Source organism: Pseudarthrobacter sp. PS3-L1, from assembly GCF_030063285.1.
Lineage (GTDB): Bacteria > Actinomycetota > Actinomycetes > Actinomycetales > Micrococcaceae > Arthrobacter.
In genome coordinates this window covers 133,732-155,193 of the sequence record NZ_JASISU010000001.1, presented here as the reverse complement: position 1 = coordinate 155,193, position 21,462 = coordinate 133,732, and the positions used below count along the sequence as shown (strand labels likewise).

20 protein-coding genes are annotated in these 21,462 nt (G+C 62.5%); 13 read left to right on the top strand and 7 right to left on the bottom strand.

From position 1 onward, the window contains the following. Window positions 1-269: 269 nt before the first annotated feature. A complete protein-coding gene (locus QMG79_RS00750) occupies window positions 270-593 on the bottom strand; it encodes an ArsR/SmtB family transcription factor (RefSeq protein WP_283536660.1) in 324 nt (107 codons plus the stop codon). Between the two features lie 93 nt (window positions 594-686). Between QMG79_RS00750 and QMG79_RS00745 the strand changes: the two genes are divergently transcribed. Next, complete coding sequence (locus QMG79_RS00745; RefSeq protein WP_283536659.1) at window positions 687-1,883, top strand: MFS transporter; 1,197 nt, start codon at window positions 687-689, stop codon at window positions 1,881-1,883. Window positions 1,884-1,962: 79 nt separating this feature from the next. Here QMG79_RS00745 and QMG79_RS00740 read toward each other — a convergent pair whose 3' ends face one another. Both QMG79_RS00740 and QMG79_RS00735 read right to left on the bottom strand, forming a co-directional pair. After that, window positions 1,963-2,304 (bottom strand): hypothetical protein, encoded by a 342-nt coding sequence (locus QMG79_RS00740; RefSeq protein WP_283536658.1) that lies wholly within the window; start codon window positions 2,302-2,304, stop codon window positions 1,963-1,965. 202 nt (window positions 2,305-2,506) lie between these two features. Continuing rightward, on the bottom strand, window positions 2,507-4,711 hold the full coding sequence (locus tag QMG79_RS00735; RefSeq protein WP_283536657.1) for an MMPL family transporter: 2,205 nt from the start codon (window positions 4,709-4,711) through the stop codon (window positions 2,507-2,509). Window positions 4,712-4,983: 272 nt separating this feature from the next. Between QMG79_RS00735 and QMG79_RS00730 the strand changes: the two genes are divergently transcribed. From QMG79_RS00730 to pabB, 5 genes are all read left to right on the top strand, one after another. Then, the gene (locus QMG79_RS00730) at window positions 4,984-5,475 is read left to right on the top strand and encodes a MarR family winged helix-turn-helix transcriptional regulator (RefSeq protein WP_283536656.1); all 492 of its coding nucleotides are present in this window, start codon (window positions 4,984-4,986) and stop codon (window positions 5,473-5,475) included. 40 nt (window positions 5,476-5,515) lie between these two features. Then, the gene (locus tag QMG79_RS00725; protein WP_283536655.1) at window positions 5,516-6,367 is read left to right on the top strand and encodes a class I SAM-dependent methyltransferase; all 852 of its coding nucleotides are present in this window, start codon (window positions 5,516-5,518) and stop codon (window positions 6,365-6,367) included. Between the two features lie 42 nt (window positions 6,368-6,409). Next, window positions 6,410-7,033: a LysE family transporter gene (locus QMG79_RS00720; RefSeq protein ID WP_283536654.1), complete on the top strand. Its 624-nt coding sequence runs from the start codon at window positions 6,410-6,412 to the stop codon at window positions 7,031-7,033. 61 nt (window positions 7,034-7,094) lie between these two features. Continuing rightward, the gene (locus tag QMG79_RS00715) at window positions 7,095-7,661 is read left to right on the top strand and encodes a low molecular weight protein-tyrosine-phosphatase (protein WP_283536653.1); all 567 of its coding nucleotides are present in this window, start codon (window positions 7,095-7,097) and stop codon (window positions 7,659-7,661) included. A 3-nt stretch (window positions 7,662-7,664) separates the two neighbouring features. After that, window positions 7,665-9,707 (top strand): aminodeoxychorismate synthase component I, encoded by a 2,043-nt coding sequence (gene pabB, locus QMG79_RS00710; RefSeq protein WP_283536652.1) that lies wholly within the window; start codon window positions 7,665-7,667, stop codon window positions 9,705-9,707. A 27-nt stretch (window positions 9,708-9,734) separates the two neighbouring features. Here pabB and QMG79_RS00705 read toward each other — a convergent pair whose 3' ends face one another. Continuing rightward, window positions 9,735-11,255: a SulP family inorganic anion transporter gene (locus QMG79_RS00705; RefSeq protein ID WP_283536651.1), complete on the bottom strand. Its 1,521-nt coding sequence runs from the start codon at window positions 11,253-11,255 to the stop codon at window positions 9,735-9,737. 221 nt (window positions 11,256-11,476) lie between these two features. On the opposite strand from QMG79_RS00705, the gene QMG79_RS00700 reads away from it, so the two are divergent. Further along, window positions 11,477-11,857: a MerR family transcriptional regulator gene (locus QMG79_RS00700; RefSeq protein ID WP_283536650.1), complete on the top strand. Its 381-nt coding sequence runs from the start codon at window positions 11,477-11,479 to the stop codon at window positions 11,855-11,857. Window positions 11,858-11,931: 74 nt separating this feature from the next. Beyond that, entirely contained in the window at window positions 11,932-12,135 is a 204-nt protein-coding gene (locus QMG79_RS00695) for a hypothetical protein (RefSeq protein WP_283536649.1), read from the top strand. 53 nt (window positions 12,136-12,188) lie between these two features. Here the strand turns inward: QMG79_RS00695 and cls are convergent, their stop codons facing one another. Next, the gene (gene cls, locus QMG79_RS00690) at window positions 12,189-13,664 is read right to left on the bottom strand and encodes a cardiolipin synthase (RefSeq protein WP_502934679.1); all 1,476 of its coding nucleotides are present in this window, start codon (window positions 13,662-13,664) and stop codon (window positions 12,189-12,191) included. Window positions 13,665-13,757: 93 nt separating this feature from the next. Between cls and QMG79_RS00685 the strand changes: the two genes are divergently transcribed. Together QMG79_RS00685 and QMG79_RS00680 are read left to right on the top strand one after the other, a co-directional pair. After that, entirely contained in the window at window positions 13,758-14,687 is a 930-nt protein-coding gene (locus QMG79_RS00685; protein ID WP_283536648.1) for an aminodeoxychorismate lyase, read from the top strand. A gap of 6 nt (window positions 14,688-14,693) precedes the next feature. After that, entirely contained in the window at window positions 14,694-15,236 is a 543-nt protein-coding gene (locus QMG79_RS00680; protein ID WP_283536647.1) for a GrpB family protein, read from the top strand. A gap of 37 nt (window positions 15,237-15,273) precedes the next feature. On the opposite strand, the gene QMG79_RS00675 is transcribed toward QMG79_RS00680, so the two are convergent. Both QMG79_RS00675 and QMG79_RS00670 read right to left on the bottom strand, forming a co-directional pair. Continuing rightward, complete coding sequence (locus QMG79_RS00675; protein WP_283537318.1) at window positions 15,274-16,809, bottom strand: ABC1 kinase family protein; 1,536 nt, start codon at window positions 16,807-16,809, stop codon at window positions 15,274-15,276. A 182-nt stretch (window positions 16,810-16,991) separates the two neighbouring features. Beyond that, window positions 16,992-17,543 carry a PadR family transcriptional regulator gene (locus QMG79_RS00670; protein ID WP_283536646.1) on the bottom strand — a complete coding sequence of 184 codons (552 nt, stop codon included), beginning with the start codon at window positions 17,541-17,543 and terminating at the stop codon, window positions 16,992-16,994. A gap of 318 nt (window positions 17,544-17,861) precedes the next feature. Between QMG79_RS00670 and QMG79_RS00665 the strand changes: the two genes are divergently transcribed. The 3 genes from QMG79_RS00665 to QMG79_RS00655 all read left to right on the top strand — a co-directional run bounded on the left by QMG79_RS00665 (window position 17,862) and on the right by QMG79_RS00655 (window position 21,383). Next, window positions 17,862-18,413, top strand: a complete 552-nt coding sequence (locus QMG79_RS00665; protein ID WP_283536645.1) for a GNAT family N-acetyltransferase — start codon at window positions 17,862-17,864, stop codon at window positions 18,411-18,413. Window positions 18,414-18,519: 106 nt separating this feature from the next. Beyond that, entirely contained in the window at window positions 18,520-19,737 is a 1,218-nt protein-coding gene (locus tag QMG79_RS00660) for an acetyl-CoA C-acyltransferase (RefSeq protein ID WP_283536644.1), read from the top strand. Window positions 19,738-19,817: 80 nt separating this feature from the next. Beyond that, complete coding sequence (locus QMG79_RS00655; protein WP_283536643.1) at window positions 19,818-21,383, top strand: long-chain-fatty-acid--CoA ligase; 1,566 nt, start codon at window positions 19,818-19,820, stop codon at window positions 21,381-21,383. Window positions 21,384-21,462 lie beyond the last annotated feature (79 nt).

The following is a 21,462-nucleotide window of genomic DNA, read 5'->3' as shown; positions in this document are numbered from 1 at the left end:
AGATGTCCTGCAGCCTTCGCACGCCATGCGAGGGTCCTTTCTCACGGATTACACCACATATGGTACGACCATTTATGGCTGGATTGTGACCAGCCAAGGGGGTCCGCAGCCAAGGTTCCACTGACCGCCGCGACGGATGGACTCGCCGACAGACTAGATGCCCGCGTCGCGGCTTTCATTGCGGGTGATTCGCTCGCCCGTGGACCACCACAACATGCCACCGCTCGCACCAGGTGAACCATGGGGTTCAAGCCCAGGCGATGACCGCGTCAGTCCCCAACCGACGCCCCTACAACAGCCAGCAATAGCCCTGGGAAGCGTTCCTCAAGATCATCGGAGCGCAGGATCAGCCGCCGGCCCCGCCCATTGGCTTCATTCCGGATCACGCCAGCCTCGCGGAGGACCTTCATCAGATGCGACTTGGTGGACTTCGGCATATCAGGCACGCTCAGTGAGCATTCCGCCATATCCATGGGCCCGGAACGCAGCTGGCGGACAATTTCCAGGCGCTCGGGATCGCTCAGTGCAAAGAGCACACTGGTGAGATTCAGGTCCGCGCGTTCCGGGTGCGGCAGGTTCGCCATCGTAGCCATGGTTCGACTTTAGTTGAACCATGGGCAGGAAGCCAGTACGCTGACACTTCGAGTTCTTTCGAACCAATACCCCACCCCTAAGGCGGCACGCTCTTGGAACCCACCCTGTCCAGCCCCAGCGAGGCACGCAGGCGTACCGGCTTTACCCTGGTTGTTACGGCCACCACCGCCATGATGGCCGGCGCCAGCGCGCCGTCACCGTTCTATCCGACCCTCCAGGAGCAGTTGCACCTATTGCCGGTAGCCACCACCGGGGTGTTCGCCGTCTATGCCGTCGCCCTCCTGGGGGCACTTCTGGTCTTCGGTTCCGTCTCAGACCACCTGGGCCGCCGCCCCGTAATCAGCGCCGCATTCATCCTGTTGGCGGCAAGCGTCACGGCGTTTCTACTCGCGGACTCCCTCACCACGCTCCTGCTGGCGAGGATTCTGCAGGGAATTGCCAGCGGCGTCCTGCTGACATCACTGTCAGCAGCGATCGCAGACCTGGAGCCCGAGGACAAGCCCGGATCCAGTGCCGTGTGGAACACCGTCGCTCCCCTGGGTGGCCTGGCCGTAGGCGCACTCACCTCAGGCCTCTTGCTGGATCTGCTCAGTGAACCGCGGACCCTGGTCTTTGTCTCCCTCACGGCCATCTACCTGGCCATGGCTGCCTTGATCTGGCTGGCACCGGAAACGTCCACCCGCATCCCCGGTGCGGCTGCATCGTTGCGACCTCACCTGACCATGCCGCCAGCAGCCCGGGGCGCATTTTTCACCGGCATGCCAGCCGTTTTTGCGGGCTGGGCCACAGGCGGACTCTATCTCTCACTGGGTGCCTCAATTGTGCACAGCACCTTCGGGATTCAGGAGCATGTGTGGCAAGGCATCGTCATCACCGTTCTGGCAGGCACAGGGTCAATCGCCGCAGCCATCCTGCATCACCGCGATGCCCGCACCATCACCATCTTCGGAACCAGCGCACTAGCCCTAGGCACCGCACTGAGCCTGCTGGCGCTTGCCTTCACATCATTCCCGGCGTTCCTCGCGGCAGTGGTCGTCGCTGGCGCAGGATTCGGAACAGCGTTCATGGGCGTCATCCGGTCTGTCAGCCCCCTGGTCCACGACCATGAACGCGCCGGTACCTTCGCCTCGCTCTTCATCGTCGCCTACATTGCGTTTGGCATCCCGGCGGTCCTTGCAGGACTCCTGGCCCCAGTCCTCTCGCTGACCACCACCACATATCTCTACGGTGGAATCGTCACCGTGTTCGCGGCCTACGCCGCCGTCATGCGGGCCCGCAGCTCCAGGTAACGATGACCGTCGGGAGGTGCTGCCAACAAGCACAGCAACCTCCCGACGGTCAGGGTAAACCAGCGAGCATCAGCCCACGTCAGTCGTCAGTAGGCTTTTCACCAACGACGCCGGCTGAACCGTAGTCGCCGTCCTCGTAGTCACCGTGGGGTTCCTTCGTGTTTTCTTGGGCAACAGTGCCTGCAGCGCCGTAGTTGCCATCGTCGTATTCACCCTCATTTTCACCGTGGGCGCCTGACTTGCCGCCCTCGGCGGTAGTACCGGTTTTGCGAACCGTGCCAGCGGTGCCGTAGTCGCCGTCATCGTACTCGCCCTCCACCGCCGTTGTGTCCGCGCCCACCGTGCCGGCACTGCCGTAGTTCCCTTCGGTGAACTGGCCGTCGCCCTCCGCTACTGGACCCTGCTCGGTGTCTTTGCTCATTGCACGTCACTTCCTCGTAGACAACGCACCCTGGCGGTGCATGCGCTTGCAGTCTACGTCCACGCGTCAGGCGGCAAAAGCGCCGCATGGGCAACACCGACTCTCAGCATTGTGGCAGGCGACTTTTTTGGGCCCCAGGTAGAGACCTCGCACGCTGGAACGCCTGTCAACACGCCAGATCAGGCCGTGTAAGGCTCCGGAATCATCGCGATGCGTCGGCCTGCTCGTGGGGCGTAGCGGCATGTTTTGGCCCGGATCCTCCAGCCGTGACAGGTCCGTCATGGCGTGCCATCCTGTTGGGCCACCATATTGTGGGGCCAATGTCATAGGTCAGGGCCGGAACCAGGAGCGAGCGGACCAAGATGGTGTCTAGAAGCACGCCAAACGCCACGATGAAGGCGAGCTGGACCAGGAACATGATGGGGATGACGCCCAGGGCAGCAAAGGTTGCCGCCAGCACAACTCCTGCTGAGGTAATCACCCCACCCGTGACCGCCAGTCCGCGCAGGATACCTGGCCGGGTGCCGTGCTTCACGGATTCTTCCCGCACCCGGCTCATCAGGAAGATGTTGTAGTCCACGCCCAGCGCCACCAGGAAAACAAAACCAAACAGCGGAACCGTGGCATCGGCACCCGAGAAACCAAAAACGTTGTTGAACACAATCGCGGAAACCCCCAACGCAGCAGCGTAGGAAAGCACAGTGGAGAGGATCAGCAGGACCGGGGCCACGACGGACCGCAGCAGGAGCATCAGGATGAGGAGGATGACTACCAGCACAATCGGAATGATCACCACCAGGTCCCGCTGGGCAGTGGTATTGGTGTCCAGGGCCGTGGCCGTGACGCCACCCACAAGCGCATTGGCGTCAATGACCTTGACATCTGTCCGCAGTGTTTTCACGACGTCCTCCGCCTCAAGCGAGTCGGCGGCATAGTTCAGTGTTGCGTTGATCAGGACGCGGCCCTCACGAACGTCAGGGTCCGCGGGGGTTCCCGGGGCTCCGGTAATGGGCACGTTGTTGGGACCAAGCAGGTAGGCGTCCCCAACCCCGTCGGTTGCCTTGACCTTGGCCAGCACCTCATCCGCCGCTGACTGATCAGTAACGACGACGGCGGGGCTGCCGCTGCCGGCGTCGAAGTGGCGCGCCAGTGCCTCCTGGCCATCAACGGCGTTGGAAGCACTGAGGATCACATCTGTCTGCGGAACGCCATTGGCCTTGAGCTGCAGGATGCCAGCGGAAGCCACCAGCAGCAGGAGGACCGATGCAATCCAGATGACTCGAGGACGGCGGGAGACCAAGCTGCCCGTGGCGCGCCAGATACCTTTCTGTCCTTCCAACCCGGTGACCAGTTCTGGTTCGCGCTGGTCAGCGGGGAGGACCTTGGGGCGGAACGGCCAAAAGGCTGCGCGGCCAAGAAGTGCCATTGTGGCAGGCAGGAACGTCAAGGCAGCAAAGAGCGCGCAGAGGATACCTGCCGCCGCTACCGGACCGAGCGCCTTATTGGAGTTCAGGTCAGAGAACAGCAGGCACAGCAGGGCAATGATCACTGTTGCGCCGGAGGCCAGGATTGGCTCGAACGAATTTCGCCATGCTGTCAACACCGCCCTGGTGCGGTTGGTGGTATGCGTGAGTGCCTCGCGGAAACGGGCCACGAACAGGAGCGCGTAGTCAGTGGCGGCGCCGATCACCAGGATGGAAAGAATGCCCTGGCTCTGGCCGTTGAGCTGGATCCACCCCGCCTTGGCCATGCCAAAGACAAGCAGGATCGAGGCACAGAGGGCGAACACGGAGGTGAAGAGGACGGTTATGGGCAACAGGAGGGATCTGTAGACCACCAAAAGGATGACAAAAACGGCGCCCAACGCCACCAGCAGCAGAATGCCGTCAATGCCCGCGAACGCACCGGAAAGGTCGGCAGTGAGCCCCGCCGGACCCGTCACGTAGGTCCGCATTCCGTCTGGCGCATCTGCTGCAACCAGTTCTCGGAGCTGGTCTACTACGTCCGCAACCTCGCCATCAGGACCAATGGGCACGATGAACTGGACAGCGTTTCCATCCTCGGAAGGAATGGGGCCAACCACTGTGCTTCCGACCTTCAGCTCGTCGAGGTCGGCTTTGAGCGTGGCAGCCTGGCCCAGCTGCGCCTGGGTAAAGGCGGAATCGTTTTCGATGACAATCACAGCGGGAATCTCATTGGAGTCCCGGAACTTGGTCTGCCACTCCTGGGCCGCAGTAGCCTCTGCACTGGCGGGCAGGAAGGTTGACTGGTCGTTGGAGGAGACCTCGCTCAGGCGGCCGAACGTTGGTCCGCCAATTCCGGCCAGTGCCAGCCAGGTCAGAACGAGCAGGACGGGGATCAGCCATCGGAGCCAGAACGGCACCTTGTCATGCTGTAGAGGTTTCATGGGTCCTTCTGGGATACGGGCATGGGCCGGGCGTGCTGGGGATTGTGCTCTTGAGGTTCTGCTGTGGTGCGTGAATCGCTAAAAGCTATTCCATCATAGATTATCTCCATGAGCGAGATATAATGAGGTCACATCATGATTAAGTGGATTACCGTTGCCGCCAGCACGCAGCAGGCGGCGCCCAGCGAGGTGGAGTAGTATCCCTCAGGGTTTGTTTATCCGTGTTTTTCCCGGCAACTGTGAGTGAATGCGACCTAGAGGAAGGGGCCCACGTGACCGAGAATGCTTCCCGGCGACCCGTCTCTGGTCCTGCCCATGACCTGGCACTCCTCCTGCAGGAATTTACGCTTGAGGCCAACCGCTACGTCGACGCGGCAGGCGCCAAAAACGATATGCACCGAACGGACATGTCCGCCCTCGCCGTGATTATGCGTCACACCGCGGCTGGGAACGTGGTGACACCTGGCGTGCTGCGCAATGAGTTGCACCTGAGCTCACCAGCCACCACAGCCCTGGTAGACAGGCTGCATAACTCCGGGCACGTCGAACGCGAGCGCTTGGGGACGGACCGGCGCCAGGTCCAGCTGAAAATGACCCCAAAAGCCTTCCGCGACGGTGGCGCCATGTTCATGCCACTTTCCCTCCACATGGGCCAAGCCATGGCGAAGTTCAGCCCGGCGGAGATGGAGACCGTTACCCGCTTCATGACCGACATGGTCGCGGCGACCATCCAGGCCCGGGAAACCTCGGCCCCGCCCGAATAGGTAGCTCCAACTGCCGCTTCGGGTGGGATAGCGTTTGTCCATGAATCCGGATCAGCCAGCTTCGCCACCTGAGGCACCACAACCGGCAGCCAGCCCCGACGTGTACACACACGGACACCATGAGTCGGTGGTCCGCGCCCACGCGGCCCGGACCGCAGCGAATTCCGCGGCATTCGTCATTCCACACCTCACACCTGGAACGTCCGTGCTCGACGTCGGATGCGGGCCCGGGAGCATCACTTTGGATTTTGCCGCGCTGGTGGCACCCGCTGCCGTGGTGGGGCTGGACAGGTCGCCCGAAGTCATTGCCCAGGCCAGAGCCCTCGCCAGCGAGAGGGGCATCAACAACGTCACCTTCACGACGGGAGACCTCTACTCTCTCGATATTGCGGACGGCACGTTCGACGTCGTCCATGCCCACCAGGTGCTCCAGCACCTCACTGACCCGGTGGCCGCCCTCCGCGAGATGCGTCGCGTGGCCCGTCCCGGCGGGATTGTTGCCGTGCGAGAGGCTGACTTTCACGCCATGAGCTGGTATCCGGAGGTCCCGGAGCTCGACGAATGGATGGCGCTCTACCAGCAGGTTGCCCGGCGAAACGCTGCGGAGCCAGATGCTGGACGGCGGCTGGTGTCCTGGACACAGGCAGCGGGGTTCTCCGATGTGGCACCTACGAGCAGCAACTGGCTCTACGCCACCAACCAGCAGCGCCGTTGGCAGGCCCGCGTGTGGGCTGAGCGCGTAGTCCATTCCGCCTTCGCCGAGCAGGCACTGGACTACGGTTTGGCCACCAGCACGGATCTGGCACGGATCGCCGCAGGCTGGCACCGGTGGGGGTCCACCGATGACGGCTGGTTTCTGATCCCCAATGGCGAGGTGGTTGCCCGCGCCTGAGCCCCCGCACACGGCTGCTGCCCCACCCTCTAGTCTTGGGTAGTGCAATTGTCGCTGTGGGCAGCCCTGGTGGGCGCCGGTCTCCTCATTTCTTTTACCCCGGGTGCGGGTGCCATCAACACGATGGCCAACTCGTTAAACTCCGGCTTCCGCCGTTCCATGTGGGGCATCCTTGGCCAACAGGCAGCTCTGATCATCCACGTCCTGATCGTGGCCCTGGGCGTGGGGGTGCTGGTATCCAGTTCCCCCTTGGCCTTCAACATCATCCGTTATGCAGGCGCTGCGTACCTGGTCTACCTCGGCATCCGGCAGTTCCTCAGCAAGCCGGACCTGGATGAGGAAAAGGTGGAGTCTCGCAGAAATGAACCAGCCGGCTCCATGTTCCGCCGCGGCCTGTGGGTGAACCTGCTCAATCCGAAGGCGATCATCTTCTTCCTGGCTTTCATGCCCCAGTTCATTCGCCTGGACCAGCCACTTGTGCAGCAGTACATTGTCCTCACCCTCACCGTCGTGATCCTGGATGTCCTGGTCATGTGGTTCTTCTTTGCAGCAGCCGCCAGGTCCTTTCAGCGGTTCACCCATGACGAACGCGGCCAGCGCGTCCTGAACCGTGTGTTTGGCGTCCTGTTCATCGCCGTGGGAATAATCTTGGCCCTGATCCACTGAGCTCCTGACCCCGCGGCTCCCGGGCTGGCCAAGAACCACCAACATCATCCATGCTTACTCAATGCAGTCAACGTCGAGGCGCTCAGGCCAGGATCCCTTCCGCATCATCGCAGTGTGCACCGGAAACATCTGCCGCTCCCCCATGGCTGAGTACATGCTCGCGGAAGCCTTCGCAGCCGCCGGCCTAGGTGACGCCGTCGAGGTCGACTCGGCTGGAACCACGGACTATGAGGCGGGCCGGCCCATTGACCCACGGGCAGCGCGGAAGCTCGCGAGCCAGGGACTGACGTCCGATGAGCATGTGGCACGCGCCTGGCGCCCGGACTGGTTCGGGGAACGGGACCTGATTCTTGCCCTGGACGTTGACCACTTTGGCTGGCTACAGGAGTCTGCGCCCAGCAGTGAAGCTGCCAGCCGGGTTCGGATGCTCCGCAGTTTTGACCCGAAAGTCGCCGCGGAGAATACCCTGGACCAGGGAATCGAGGATCCCTGGTATGGCGGACACGCGGATTTTGATGTGGTGTGGGACCAGATTCACGACGCCGTCCCGGGGCTTGTGGAGCATGTCCAGGCGGCCGTGGAGCAGCGCAGCCGCAGCGCCGACGATCTCCCAGCAGGTACGCTCTAATCCATGACCCCCGCGCCTCTGATCATTGCCGTCGATGGCAGGTCCGGCGCAGGGAAAACCACCCTTGCGGTTGAACTCGCCGCCCGACTCCGGACCCATCACCGGGTCTCGCTGTTCCACCTGGAGGACATCTACCCGGGGTGGGAGGGACTTGAGCCGGGGATCGCCCGCTACGTGGCAGCTGTCCTGGAACCCTTGCGTCGTGGCATGGATGCCCACTGGCATCCATGGGATTGGACGGAGCAGCACGACGGCGGGCCACGCATTACAGTGTCAGCTCCCGTGATCATTGTGGAGGGTGTCGGTGCGGCAGCCGCCGTGGCGCGTCCATTTCTGGATGCAGTGGTCTGGGCTGAGTCACCGGCGGATACCCGACGGACGCGGGCAATGGCCCGCGACGGGGCAAGCTACGAACCTTTCTGGGATACCTGGGCTGCGCAGGAAGAATCCTGGTTGGCGGGGGACAACGTCCCGGCCCACGCGGACGTCGTCGTGCAGAACGGCGCAGACGGCCGGTCCGCCGATGACCTGCTGACCGCACTGAGCTACCTGCCAGCGCTGGCTCCCGCCCTGAACTTCCAGCGTTCCGCCCGCTCCGGACAGAGCCTTGCCGTGGAAAAAATCCCCGGTCAGCCAGACGCTCCGCAGCTTTTTACCGCCTTGTACGGCCGTGCCTCCCACGCCGTGTGGCTGGACTCCTCCAACGCGCCGTTGACCGGCGCGGAACACCCGGTGGACCGCAACCGGTTCAGTATCATGGCAGACTCCGGCGGGCTGCTGGGGCAGGTTGCCACCCATGCAGCGGGAACCACCAATGTCACGGCAGGCACCGCGACAGTCACCGTAGGCGGCCCGTTTTTCCAGTGGTTGGACGATGCTTGGGAGCAGGGCGCACCAACGCAGCAACTGCCCTTTGACTTTGCACTTGGCTGGTTAGGGTGGCTGGGCTACGAACTCAAGCGCGAAACCGGTGGGTCAGATGTCAACTCATCCACACCCGACGCAGCACTCCTCTTCGCTGCCCGGGCGGTTGTCCTGGACCACCAGGAAGGTGACGTCTGGCTCCTGGCGTTGGAGGCGCCGGACTGCGAGGAGTGGCTGGATGCCGCACGAAGCGCTGTGGCCGAAGCGGCGTCGAACGCCACAGACTCACCAGGTGCGGCCACGGAAGCGAAAGACCACTCCGCACCACCATCCTTCACCGGGCGGGATACGGAGCAGCACTACAAGGATCAGATTGCCGCAGCACACCAGGAGATCGCCAACGGAAATTCATATGAGATCTGCCTGACAACAGCGCTGACCGCTACCGTGCCCGCCATTGATCCCTGGAGCACCTACCTGGCGTTGCGACGCAGCAGCCCAGCTCCTTTCGGCAGTTTCCTGGCCGCCGGCAGCATCACGGTGGCAAGTACGTCGCCGGAACGCTTCCTTCAGGTCGCGCCCGACGGCGGACTCCGCGCCGAACCGATCAAGGGAACCCGGGCACGGGGTGCAGACACCGCATCAGATGCGGAACTACGTGCAGATCTGGTGTCCTCGCCGAAGGACCGGGCCGAGAACATCATGATTGTGGACCTGCTCCGCAACGACCTGAGCCATTTCGCGGTGCCGGGGTCAGTGACTGTCAGCCGGCTCTGTGCCATCGAAACGTACGCGACTGTGCATCAGATGGTCAGTACCATCAACGCGCAGCTGCAGCCTGGCGCGTCCCGGGCCGAGGCGATTGCTGCGTGCTTCCCCGCCGGTTCCATGACGGGGGCACCAAAAATCAGCACCATGGCCATTTTGGACCGGCTGGAATCTGGTCCGCGGGGCGTGTACTCAGGAGCTATCGGATACTTCTCCCGCAACGGAGCAGCGGACTTGGCGGTGGCCATCCGAACCCTGGTCATCGATCAGCGGACCATCGGGGAAGCACGGCTCAGCCTGGGACTAGGCGGGGCTATCACGGCAGATTCTGTTGCCAGCGACGAGTACCAGGAGATCAGGGTCAAGTCCCGGGGCGTGCTTTCTGCCCTGGGCTCTCAGTTCCCGGACACGTAGCCACCAGCGGCAGCCCGTCCCTCCGGATCAGTGACCGGCGCCGAGCTGGCCACTGAGGCGTTCCCGCATCACGGTACTGGCATCGTTGAGGCCAACTACCGTCACGTGTTTGCCGTGGTGGCGGTATTTCTCCGTAATGGCGTCAAGGGCTGCGATTGTCGAGGCGTCCCAGAGATGGGACTCGTGCATGTCGATGATGACCTGCTGCGGGTCCTGGACGTAGTCGAACTGGGTATACAGATCGTTTGACGAAGCGAAGAACAGTTCACCGTTGACGGCGTACGTGGCGGTTTCCTGTCCGTCATGTTCTCCGACGCTGCGCTTGACGGTGACGAAGTGCGCTACGCGGCGGGCAAACATGACCATGGCCACAAGAACTCCAACACCAACGCCAATCGCGAGGTTATGGGTGGCTACCGTGACGATGACTGTGGCGACCATGACGATTGTCTCGCTCTTTGGCATGCGCCTGAGCGTGCTGATCCGGATACTGTGCCAATCAAAGGTGGCAATGGATACAAAGATCATCACGGCCACCAGCGCAGCCATGGGAATCACTGACACGATTCCGCCCAGGACCACCACCAGGATCAGCAGGAAGACGCCAGCCAGGAACGTGGAGATCCGGGTGCGCGCCCCGGAGCCTTTCACGTTGATCATGGTCTGGCCAATCATGGCGCAGCCACCCATGCCACCGAAGAATCCGGTCACAATGTTGGCGACGCCCTGCCCCCAGGCTTCCCGCGTTTTGTGCGAGCGGGTGTCGGTGACGTCGTCCACGAGTTTTGCTGTCATCAGCGATTCCAGGAGGCCAACAAACGCCATGGCCAGCGCAAACGGGAAGATGATCTGGAGAGTCTCGAAGGTGAGCGGCACGTTCGGGATGATCAGGCTTGGCAGGGAATCGGGAAGTTCACCCTTGTCACCAACAGTGGGGACGGCGACGGCAGCGAAGACGGTGATCAGGGTCAGCACCACAATTGCGACCAGGGGAGCCGGGATGGCCTTGGTGAACCTGGGGAGTCCAAAGACAATGACCAGGCCCAGCGCAACCAGCGGGTAGACAAGCCATGGGACACCCAGGAGCTCAGGGACCTGGGACATGAAAATCAGGATGGCCAGCGCGTTGACGAAGCCCACCATGACTGACCTGGGAATGAAGCGCATGAGTTTGGCGACGCCGGAGAGGCCAAGGACAATCTGGAAGATGCCGGCAAGGATCACTGCAGCTATGAAGTAGTCCACGCCCTGCGAGGCAACCAGCGGTGCAATCACCAGGGCTATGGCACCGGTCGCCGCTGAAATCATGGCTGGGCGTCCGCCAACAAAGGAGATGGTGACGGCCATAGTGAAGGAGGCAAAGAGCCCGATCCGCGGATCAACCCCGGCAATGATGGAGAACGCGATGGCCTCGGGGATGAGGGCCAGGGCCACCACCAGTCCAGCCAGGACCTCAGTTTTGAGCCGGCGCGGGGACCTCAGGGTGTACTTGATGGACTGGAGTTGTTCAGGCGTTGCCGGGGCAGCCTGAGCTTGAGAGACGGCCATTGCTGGCTCCGATCGTGATTCGAGAAGGTATGCAAGATGAGTGAAATGTGCGTGCTGGACGTTGGGCGTGCGGTCTGTCGCAAACAACGGATGATGGCGCCGAAGAACGGACGGAGCGTGCCGTACGGGTTCGCGCAGGAACTAGGCTTATCTATGACGTAGTCCTCCAATCCTACCCTAACGTTGGGGTAGGGTTTGGATTCTGATGGGATGGAGACTTCATGACGGATCGGGCCAGCGACACCACCATGCATATCGGCGAGCTCGCCGAGCGGACGGGCCTGTCGCTGCGCACAATCCGCCACTATGACGAGGTTGGCCTACTCCCCGCCGCCTCACGGACGGATGGCGGATTCCGGGTCTACGCCATGGGTGACGTTGCCAGGCTGAACCTGATCAAGAAGATGAAACCCCTTGGTTTCAGCCTCGAGGAAATGGCGGAACTACTTGAGATTCTCGGCCTGCTTGAGGATGCCGCGCCCATAGCGTCCAACCAACGGAATGCCTTGCGCGAATTCCGCGAGCGCGCCCTGACCCAACGGGCAAAGATGGCCCGCAACCTTGCGCAGGCAGATGACCTGATCGCCTTGATGGACAGCTGATCTTCTGGCGGGTAGCGGGTGCCTGCTGACCACGAACCTGCCACCCCTCTGTTTGGGGAGCTAGAGTGATGAGCATGACACGGGAGAGAAAAGTAGTAATTCTTTGGGGGCTCGCGGCAGTGGTAGCGGCCATCATTGGCGTCGCCTCGGCACTCACGGCGAATGGGCAGTGGTACTCCATTGTCACGGCCGTAATCCTTCTTATGGCAGGTGGTGTTTTCGGTTCGCGGGCAGTTCTGGCCCTGCGCGGTACCGAAGGGCCCAGGTCCAGGAACTGACATGCTGGCATCCAGGCTCGGGGCACGTCAGCTATGAAATGGCCGCCTAGGGCCTACTGCAGCGTCGCTGTAAGCCGTGCCACGTTGTCCACATACCGTGCAGCCATGGGGCGGTTCACCCAGGCCTCAAGGTAGATTTCCTTGGACAGGGACCTGTAAGTATCCTCGACCTCGCGCATTTTGTGCACAATGTCGGACCCCAACAGCATCACGGAGACCTCCATATTGAGGGAAAAGGAGCGCATGTCCATGTTGCTAGACCCCAGCACGGCCACTTCCTCGTCAATGGTGAAGTGCTTTGCATGGAGCACAAAGGGCGCCCTGTACAGATAGATACGCACGCCCGCACGCAGCAGTGCCTCGTAGTAGGAACGTTGGGCATGATGAACCAGGAACTGATCGCCCTTCTCCGAGACGAAGAGTTCAACCTCCACGCCACGCTGCGCTGCAGTGGTCACGGCGTAGAGAAGCGAATCATCTGGCACAAAGTAGGGGCTGCAGATGGAGATTCGCTGCTGGGCCGAGTAGATCAGCGTGTTGAATAGCCGCAGGTTGTTCTCCGTGCTGAATCCCGGACCGCTGGGCACCACCTGGGCAGTCACTCCGGCAGGATCCGGCGGCGCAGTGCTCTCGAGTTGATGTTGCAATGATTCATCAGTCTCGCTGAGCCAGTCACTTGTGAAGACAACATTGAGCGTCGTAACAAGGGGCCCGCGGAGGCAGGCCATCAGTTCCACCCATTCACGGCCAGCCCTGCGGTGTTTCTTGTTGTTGTAGGAAGGCTCAATCAGGTTCTGCGAGCCGGTGAAAGCAATCTCACCGTCAACCACGAGTATTTTTCGGTGGTTTCGGAGGTCCGGACGGCGCCACTGGCCATGGGTGGGCAGCAGCGGCAGCATGCGGCGGAACTGGATATTGCTTGCCTCCAGCCGTTTGAGGAGGTTTCGGTAACCGGGAACCCGCAGGGTACCGATGTGGTCGAAAAGCACCCGGACCTCGACGCCTCGATCAGCAGCGTCCTCAAGTGCAGTCAGGAATTCGTCAGTAACGTAGTCCGAACTCATGATGTAGAACTCGGCATTAACAAATTTCTTGGCCCCGCGGATTGCGCGGGTCATGACGGCAATGGAATCGGGGTAACCAGGGAGCAACTCGACGGAGTTTCCGTCCACCATGGGCAGCGACCCCAGCCGCTGATTCAGTTCACCGGCGGAGCGCACCCACTCTGGACCGGAATACTTGCTTTCCGCATCCTTGATCGTCGACAGCGCAGACCTGATGCGTTTGTTGACCTGTTCCTGCTGCTCGGTCCGACGGCGGGAGAGCTTCGAGTTACCAAAGAGCAGAAACAGGACGATTCCAAGGGATGGCACAAAAAAGATCCCCAGCAGCCAGGCCATGGCAGTGGTTGGTCTGCGATTGCCTGGAATAACGCCCAGGGCAATCAGGCGGATCGCAAGGTCCGCCAGGGACAGCAGGAACGTCACCCAACCCGGAGCGCTGCCGATCAGCGAAAACGGCCACAGCACAGGCGTACCCCCGGGGAATCAAGGAACCGTGAGTGCGGTTCAGCGCGAAACAATGACCACAGCTTATCGGGGGCTGACAGATAAGCTGTGGCCATGACTCCTCCCGCCGCCGTGGTGCTCGTATTCCTTGATCCCACCTTTCCCCAGGGACGCCTGGTTGATGCCAGTGAACCGGCCCTGATGGCGACGGATCAGGGCGCCACCCGCGGTGACGGCATCTTTGAATCCATGCTGTCCACGGCCGGCTCGGTCCGTAAAATCGAGGCTCACCTGGACCGGCTGGAAAGTTCTGCCACCGCTCTGGAACTGACGGTTCCGGGGCAAGATGCCTGGCGACAGGCCATCGCCACGGCGCTGGCGGCATACCGATCTTCGCACCCCGCGGACGCCGGCGCGGAGGACCAGCAGGTGGTCAAGCTGATTGCTACCAGGGGGCCCGACGGCGCCTCCTCCCCCACCGCATGGGTCCAGGTTTCCGCCGTCCCCGCCAAAGGACGCCACCAGCGGGAGTCAGGTGTCGACGTCGTCCTCCTGGACCGCGGATATCCGAGCGACGTGGCGGAGCGGGCTCCGTGGCTGCTGATGGGCGCCAAGACGCTCTCCTACGCCGTCAACATGGCAGCAATCCGGCACGCCCACCACCTGGGCGCGGACGACGTCATTTTTGTCTCCTCCGACGGCATGGTCCTGGAAGGTCCCACTGCGTCGGTGCTACTGGCGCACCACGAAACGGCCGACGACGGCACCCTCGTCAAGCGGCTCATCACGCCCCAGCTGGACAGTGGCATCCTCCCCGGCACGTCGCAGGGTGCGCTGTTCACGGCCGTCAGGGCTGAAGGCTGGGAGCTAGGGTACGGTCCGCTGGTGCCGCAGGACCTCCTGGATGCTGATGCGGTATGGCTGATTTCCAGTATCCGCGGGCTGACGCCAGTGAACCGGATTGACGGACAGGAAATCGGGACCCCTGCCCTGCGTGGTCAGCTCACGAGTGAGCTGACCAGCATCTACTCGGGAATTCAATAAACTGCCGTGAATGACATCAGCGACGAGCACCTTGATGCCGTGCTCATTGGCGGACGTGAAACCCGCCCCATCGTGGTGGTGGACTACGACTCCGCCTGGCCGGCAACATACCAGCGATATGCGGCACTGGTCCGTGCCGCCGTCGGCGACTCCGTGCTCCTCCTTGAGCACATCGGCTCCACATCGGTCCCAGGGCTTGCTGCCAAACCGATCATCGACATGCTGCTGGTTGTTCCTGTGGTGGAGGACGAGGCTGCCTACCTGCCAGCACTGGAAGACGCAGGGCTGGTGCTTCGCGTCCGCGAATCCGGCCACCGCATGTTCCGCACTCCAGAACGCGATGTCCACCTGCACCTATTCAGCACCGGTTCACCTGAAATCCCCCGATACCTGGATTTCCGCGACTGGCTGCGCACCGATACGGCGGACCGCACTCTCTACGAATCCACCAAGCTCACCCTCGCCACCCAGGAGTGGAAGGACATGAACTACTACTCAGACGCGAAGTCGCCCGTGATCTCGGAAATTATGGCGCGGGCCAGAGGGTAACCAGTCTCGTCGGCTAGTGGGGAGCGGGAGCAATGACTCAGATGCCGCGGCGTCCCACCCACAGGCCGTGGAGCAGCGGAAGCACCGAAACGAGCATCAGCACACTGCCCAACACCACATCATCCGCACGCACCACGGCTCCAGCAATCAGCAAGGCGCCAAAGATCAGGGCCGACGCCGCCCGCTGTGCCGTGCGGTCAAGGCGGGCCACCTGCCGTTCCAGACGGGGGGTGGCAACCTGCAGGGAGCCTTCCTCGACCCGGCCGATCAGCCCGTCTATGCGCTGGGGCAGCCGCAGCACGAGCCCGGCGGCGTCAAGCGCCTGTGCTGCAACGTCCGACACGATATTGCCGCGCTCGTCGCGGATCAGCTGCGCCGCATAGGGTTCTACCGAATCCCACAGGTTGAACTTCGCGTCGAGCGCACTGGCCACGCCGGAGGTCAACGACATGGCCCGGATGATCAGCAGGAAATTCTCCGGTAGCTGGAACGGCAGCGAACGCACAACATCACCGAACTCCACGGCGAAGTCCCGGAACTCCCGTGGATCCACCTCACGAAGTTCGGCAAACCCCTTGCCACCAAACCGTGCGAAAAGATGGGTCATTGCGCGCTCAAGTTCCACCGTGTCGGCAGACGGGACAAGGACCCCCACGTCACTGATGGCAGTCACCAGGCCCTTGCCGTCCCGGGAGGCCGCAGCAATGAGCAGTTTACGCAGCCCTGCACGGGTACTGGCGGGGACTTCACCCATCATCCCGAAGTCAATGAAGGTCAGCTTCCATGACTGCCCCGGGGACCCGTCTGCCACAGGGGTGACAAAGATATTGCCGGGGTGCGGATCAGCGTGGAAGAACCCGTTGGTGAACATCTGGTCAAACATCACGGAAGCGAAAACTGGTGCGACCTCCACGGGGTCGATGCCGGCAGCGCGCAAGGCCTCAGCATCGGTGATCTTGATGGCCGTCACATCTTCGAGAGTGAGCACCCGGCGGGTACATCGATCCCAGATCACTGCCGGAACATCCACGCGGTCATCGTCTTCGAAGTCCGCGGCAAAGCGCTCTGAGTTGGCGGCTTCGTGAAGGTAGTCGATTTCTTCGAGACTGGTGAGCGCAAACTCCTCCACCAGCGCCGGCATGTCTGCCCGCTTCGAGACTATGCTCACATGGCTGAGCCAGCCACCCACTTTTCGCAGGGCGGCGAGGTCGACGTCGACAATCTCATCGATACCTGGCCGCTGAACTTTGAGCACCACGTGCTCGTGGCCTGCTTCGGCAGCATCGGCTGCCAACAGCCTGGCCCGGTGCGCCTGGCCCAGCGAGGCTGCCGCAATGGGTGTTTCATCAACCCAGGCGAAGATCTGTCCAAGCGGGGCACCGAGCTCTGCCTCAGCGAGCGCCCGAATGGCAGGAAACGCCACGGGCGGGACCTCGTCCTGCAGACCCTCTAGCTCTTTGGTGATCTCTGGCGGCAGCACATCAAGCCGGGATGAAAGGAACTGCCCCACCTTGATCATGAGGCCGCCCAGGTCCACGGCCAGGACGTGGAATCGCCGCGCAAAGCGCAGCATCCGCTTGGTCCGCGTCCGCTCCGCAACCCCCGCTAGGCCAATCCTGGGCAGCAGCAGCTCGAACCACCAGGTCACCGCGAGATTCCATGCAGCGAAGCGAAGAATCCGACGGTACCGAGCGCGGGTATTGCCCGCTCCGGTTACCGATTTTTCGCCTACCTGGTGATTCGCTGCCACCCGCGTCAGTCCTGGGCGAGGATCGAGTACAGCCGACGCCGGGCGTCGTCTAGGACCTTTACTGCCTGCTGAACCTGCTCAGGCGAACCGTTCCGGCCCACCTGCGTTGCAGCCTGGGCAAGTTCAACCCCAGCTTTGGGCAAGGACCCGAAAGCGGCGTTCGACGATGAGGATCCCATGGACTCCCACGGAGCGGAAGGTTCAGCGCCAGCAACTTCCGCGCGGCCGGCTTCGGTCAGCGAGTAGATCTTGCGGCCATTGGACTCTTCGGCCGTGATGGTCCCCTCGTCGGCCAGCAACTGCAGTGTCGGGTACACGGAGCCTGCGCTTGGCTTCCAGCTTCCGCCACTGCGCTCTTCGATTTCGCGGATGATCTGGTAGCCGTGCATGGGGCGCTCGGCAAGGAGCGAGAGCACTGCTGCACGCACTTCGCCCTTGCCTGCGCGGGTGCCGGAGCGCTTCTCAAAACGTGAGCGCAACTCCTCAACGGCCTGCCACATGCCATCAATATTGTTGGCGCCGCCGCCGAAACCGCCTGCTGAGTATGAATTACGCATGATGATCTCCTCTGTAAACCTTGAACGATATACAACGATACTCAACGATACATCTCCGAAAAGACGGAAAACAACAGGGGAACAGCAACGAGACAGCGGAAGACCCCGAGCTCTGGGGGAGAGTCCGGGGCCTTCCTGTGCAGTCCTCATGGGGGGCAAGGACTGCACCATAGAGCATAGAGTCCATCGCTGGGAATTTGCTGGGAATGCGGCGGCCAGTACTGCTACGCCGGGCGTTGGCCTGAGCGGCATAGGCTTGGCCCTGTTCCAGTCTCCTGGGCGAACCCGTACCATCGATGTTTCTGGAGGGATCTTCCATTGCTTGAGCACCTGGCAAAGGGCCACACCATTGCGCCGGGGGTATCGATCCGCACCCTGGTCCAGAATGATGCCGACGAGCTTGCAGCCGCCCTTAAGCGAAACAGGGAACACCTTGCGCCCTGGGACCCGCTGCGTACCGATGCATTCTTCACCGCTACCCACCAGCGGCGCATCATCGCAGCCAAGGAATTGCTGCTGATCTCCGGGCAGGAAGTCCCCCTGGTCATGACAGACGACGCCGGAGCAGTGGTGGGCGCGCTCACGCTCAGTGGGATTGTCCGCGGACCGTTCCTCAGCGCCAATCTGGGGTACTGGGTGGATTACGGACACACGGGCAAGGGCCTGTGCGCAGCCGCGGTGGAGTTTACCCTGCGAACGTGCCGCGGGATGGGGCTGCACCGTGTCCAGGCGTCCACCCTGCTGCATAACCACGCCTCGCGGGCCGTCCTGCGCAAAACGGGATTTACCGAAATCGGCGTCGCGCCCACGTACCGGCGCATCGCAGGTACGTGGCAGGATCATGTGCTCCACCAGCGAATACTCGACTAGGCTGCAACCAAGCCACAGCAGGTGCCGTGCCGAACAGTCCTTGGGGACGGGTCGGCACCCCACCTGTCCCGGCGGCATTACATCAGCAGGATACGAAAGGCACACCATGGGCAACGACGCTCACATTCCGGTTATTCTTGGGGGCGCCAGAACACCCTTCGGACGCTTCCGCGGCAGCCTGGCGCCCTTCAGCGCCAGTCAACTCGGAGCGCACGCCATAGAGCACGCACTCCTCAGGTCCGGCCTGGCCCCCACCCAGGTGCAGGCCGTCATCATGGGCCAGGTAATCCAGGCTGGAGCCGGGCAGGGCCCAGCGCGGCAGGCAAGCCTGGGAGCTGGGATTGGCTGGGACGTACCCACCGTCACCATCAACAAGCTCTGCCTCTCCGGCCTGACCGCCGTCATTGACGCCGCCCGCATGATCCGCGCGGGCGAAGTGGATTTTGTCGTTGCTGGCGGCCAGGAATCAATGACCAACGCGCCCCACCTGCTGCCCCGGCTCCGCACAGGCGTAGCCCTGGGCGACGCTCCCCTGCTGGATTCACTAAATTTTGATGGCCTCCAGGACCCGGTTTCCGGCGCGCTGATGGGCTCAGCCACGGATGCTGGCAATGCAACCCGGGGCATCAGCCGCCCAGACCAGGATGTGGTGGCAGCTCGCTCCCACCACAGGGCTGCCGCGGCCGCACAGCACCTCAGCGCGGAGATTGCCCCGATGGACGTTCCCCAGCGGCGCGGACCGGCCCTCGCCGTCGACGCAGACGAGGGCATCCGCCCTGATACAAGCGTTGAGACCCTGGCGGGCCTCAAGCCTGCATTCTCCGCAGACCCAACCGCCACCATCACCGCTGGCTCGGCCTCGCCGCTCTCGGACGGAGCAGCGGCCGTCGTGGTCGCCAGCAAAGCAGCCGCGGAAGCTGCGGGGCTGAACTGGATCGCGGAAATCGGCCAGCACGGCCAGACTGCAGGCCCTGACGGGTCGCTTCACTCCCAGCCGTCCCGAGCCATCCTGCAGGCCCTGAAACGCGAAGGGATCGCCATCACAGACCTGGACCTGATCGAGATCAACGAAGCGTTCGCCTCGGTGGTCCTGCAGTCTGCGGCGGACCTCGGAATCACCGCCGAAGCCATCAACGCCGAGGGCGGCGCAATCGCACTGGGCCATCCAGTCGGTGCGTCAGGGGCGCGCCTGGTCCTCCACCAGGCCCTTGAACTCCAGCGGCTGGGGCGCGGCACTGGCGTTGTGGCGCTCTGCGGCGGAGGCGGACAGGGCGAGGCGCTGGTTCTCAAAGCCAACCCGGCGCCCAGCGGACAGCACCTCTGAGCCGCAGGCCAGGCTGGCACCACAGGGGAAAAATCCCCACAACTCTCACGTAAGCACCTCCAAGGAAGCAGGACAGCACCATGAGCGAACAACCCGTTGACGAAGGCTTCGGAACCCTCTCCGTCGCAGCCATCCTGGCCGAATCAGCGCAGCGAATCCCCGATTCGCTGGCGCTGATTGTTGGCCAGGAACGCATCACGTACAGCGAGCTCTGGGAGCAGACAAAGTCCTATGCAGGCGCATTGCGCGACAGGGGCGTGGGACCCGGCAGCCGGGTTGCGGTGCTGATGCCCAATGTTGCGGACTTTGCGCGGGTCTACTACGCAATCCTTGCCCTGGGCGGCGTGGTGGTACCCCTCCACGCACTGCTGAAGGGCCGCGAGATCGATTACATGCTGCGCGACAGCGAGGCACAACTCTTGGTCTGCGCGGGGCCACTCCTGACCGAAGGAGCCAAGGGCGCCGACGCCGCGGGAGTCGACGTCGTCAGCGTCCTTGCTCCGGAAGGTTCGCACGGTGCCGCCCACCTGGAGTCGGAGGCTGCTGCCGCGACGCCCATCACCACCTGGCTGCCCATGAGTCCGCGCGACACGGCAACCATTCTCTACACCTCCGGCACCACCGGGCAGCCCAAGGGCGCACTGGGTACCCACTTTGCCCTGGTAGAGCAAGTCAATACGATGCTCACCAGCACCTTCGACATGCATCACGGTGACGTGATTTTCGGCGGACTGCCCATGTTCCACACTTTCGGACAGACCTGCGTGCTCAACACTGGCCTGCGCGCGGGAGCCACGATTGTCATGCTGCCCAAGTTCAGCGGCGACGCAGCCCTTGACGCCCTGGCGGAGCACAGCATCAACATATTCTTTGGCGTCCCCACCATGTACATCGCCCTGCTGGAAGCTGCCAAGAACAACGCCAACCGGTCCAGCGGACTGCGCTACTGCATCTCAGGTGGCGCATCCTTGCCTGTAGCCGTCATGGAGCGATTCAAGGCAGTGTTCGATTCGGACATCTACGAGGGCTACGGACTCACCGAGACCTCTCCGGTGGCCAGCTTCAACCACGTGGGCCTGACACCGCGGCCAGGCACCATTGGCCAGGCTATCTGGGGTGTCCAGGTAGAAATTGCTCGGGCGGAGCTGGCGGATTCCATTGAGTTGCTGCCCACCGGAGAACTGGGCGAGCTGGTGGTCCGCGGCCACAACCTGTTCAAGGGATACCTGAACCGCCCCGAGGCGACAGCGGAGGCGGTGGTGGACGGCTGGTTCCGTACCGGAGACCTGGGAACCAAGGACGAGGACGGATATCTGCGCATCCTGGACCGTAAAAAGGAAATGATCATCCGCAACGGCTACAACGTCTATCCGCGCGAGGTGGAGGAAGTCCTGAGCCGGCACGAGGCAGTGCTGAGCGTGGCGGTCTATGGTGTTCCTCACGAAAAGCACGGGCAGGAAGTGGCAGCCGCCGTGGTCCTGATAACCGGCGCCGTGGTGACAGAAGATGAACTACGGGACTTCGCTGCGGCCGAACTGGCAGCTTACAAGTACCCCCGGATCATCGAACTTGTCGCGGAATTTCCCACCGGTCCGAGTGGGAAAATCCTCAAGCGAGAACTTACTGCCCGCTACTCAGCCCAGTAGCTTTCAGCCTGCAGCAAACAAGGAGTGGACAACCCAACCATTTGCCAGTTTTTTCTTGTATCATGTGGTGCCGACCCGT

Excerpts from the sequence above, each read along its gene's own strand:
- pabB (WP_283536652.1), top strand. The coding sequence starts at position 7,665 with ATGACCCCCGCGCCTCTGATCATTGCCGTCGATGGCAGGTCCGGCGCA.
- QMG79_RS00685 (WP_283536648.1), top strand. The coding sequence starts at position 13,758 with ATGACTCCTCCCGCCGCCGTGGTGCTCGTATTCCTTGATCCCACCTTT.
- QMG79_RS00675 (WP_283537318.1), bottom strand. The coding sequence starts at position 16,809 with ATGCTGCGCTTTGCGCGGCGATTCCACGTCCTGGCCGTGGACCTGGGC.
- QMG79_RS00725 (WP_283536655.1), top strand. The coding sequence starts at position 5,516 with ATGAATCCGGATCAGCCAGCTTCGCCACCTGAGGCACCACAACCGGCA.
- QMG79_RS00700 (WP_283536650.1), top strand. The coding sequence starts at position 11,477 with ATGACGGATCGGGCCAGCGACACCACCATGCATATCGGCGAGCTCGCC.
- QMG79_RS00695 (WP_283536649.1), top strand. The coding sequence starts at position 11,932 with ATGACACGGGAGAGAAAAGTAGTAATTCTTTGGGGGCTCGCGGCAGTG.
- QMG79_RS00660 (WP_283536644.1), top strand. The coding sequence starts at position 18,520 with ATGGGCAACGACGCTCACATTCCGGTTATTCTTGGGGGCGCCAGAACA.
- QMG79_RS00715 (WP_283536653.1), top strand. The coding sequence starts at position 7,095 with ATGCAGTCAACGTCGAGGCGCTCAGGCCAGGATCCCTTCCGCATCATC.
- QMG79_RS00705 (WP_283536651.1), bottom strand. The coding sequence starts at position 11,255 with ATGGCCGTCTCTCAAGCTCAGGCTGCCCCGGCAACGCCTGAACAACTC.
- QMG79_RS00735 (WP_283536657.1), bottom strand. The coding sequence starts at position 4,711 with ATGAAACCTCTACAGCATGACAAGGTGCCGTTCTGGCTCCGATGGCTG.
- QMG79_RS00740 (WP_283536658.1), bottom strand. The coding sequence starts at position 2,304 with ATGAGCAAAGACACCGAGCAGGGTCCAGTAGCGGAGGGCGACGGCCAG.
- QMG79_RS00750 (WP_283536660.1), bottom strand. The coding sequence starts at position 593 with ATGGCTACGATGGCGAACCTGCCGCACCCGGAACGCGCGGACCTGAAT.
- QMG79_RS00655 (WP_283536643.1), top strand. The coding sequence starts at position 19,818 with ATGAGCGAACAACCCGTTGACGAAGGCTTCGGAACCCTCTCCGTCGCA.
- QMG79_RS00670 (WP_283536646.1), bottom strand. The coding sequence starts at position 17,543 with ATGCGTAATTCATACTCAGCAGGCGGTTTCGGCGGCGGCGCCAACAAT.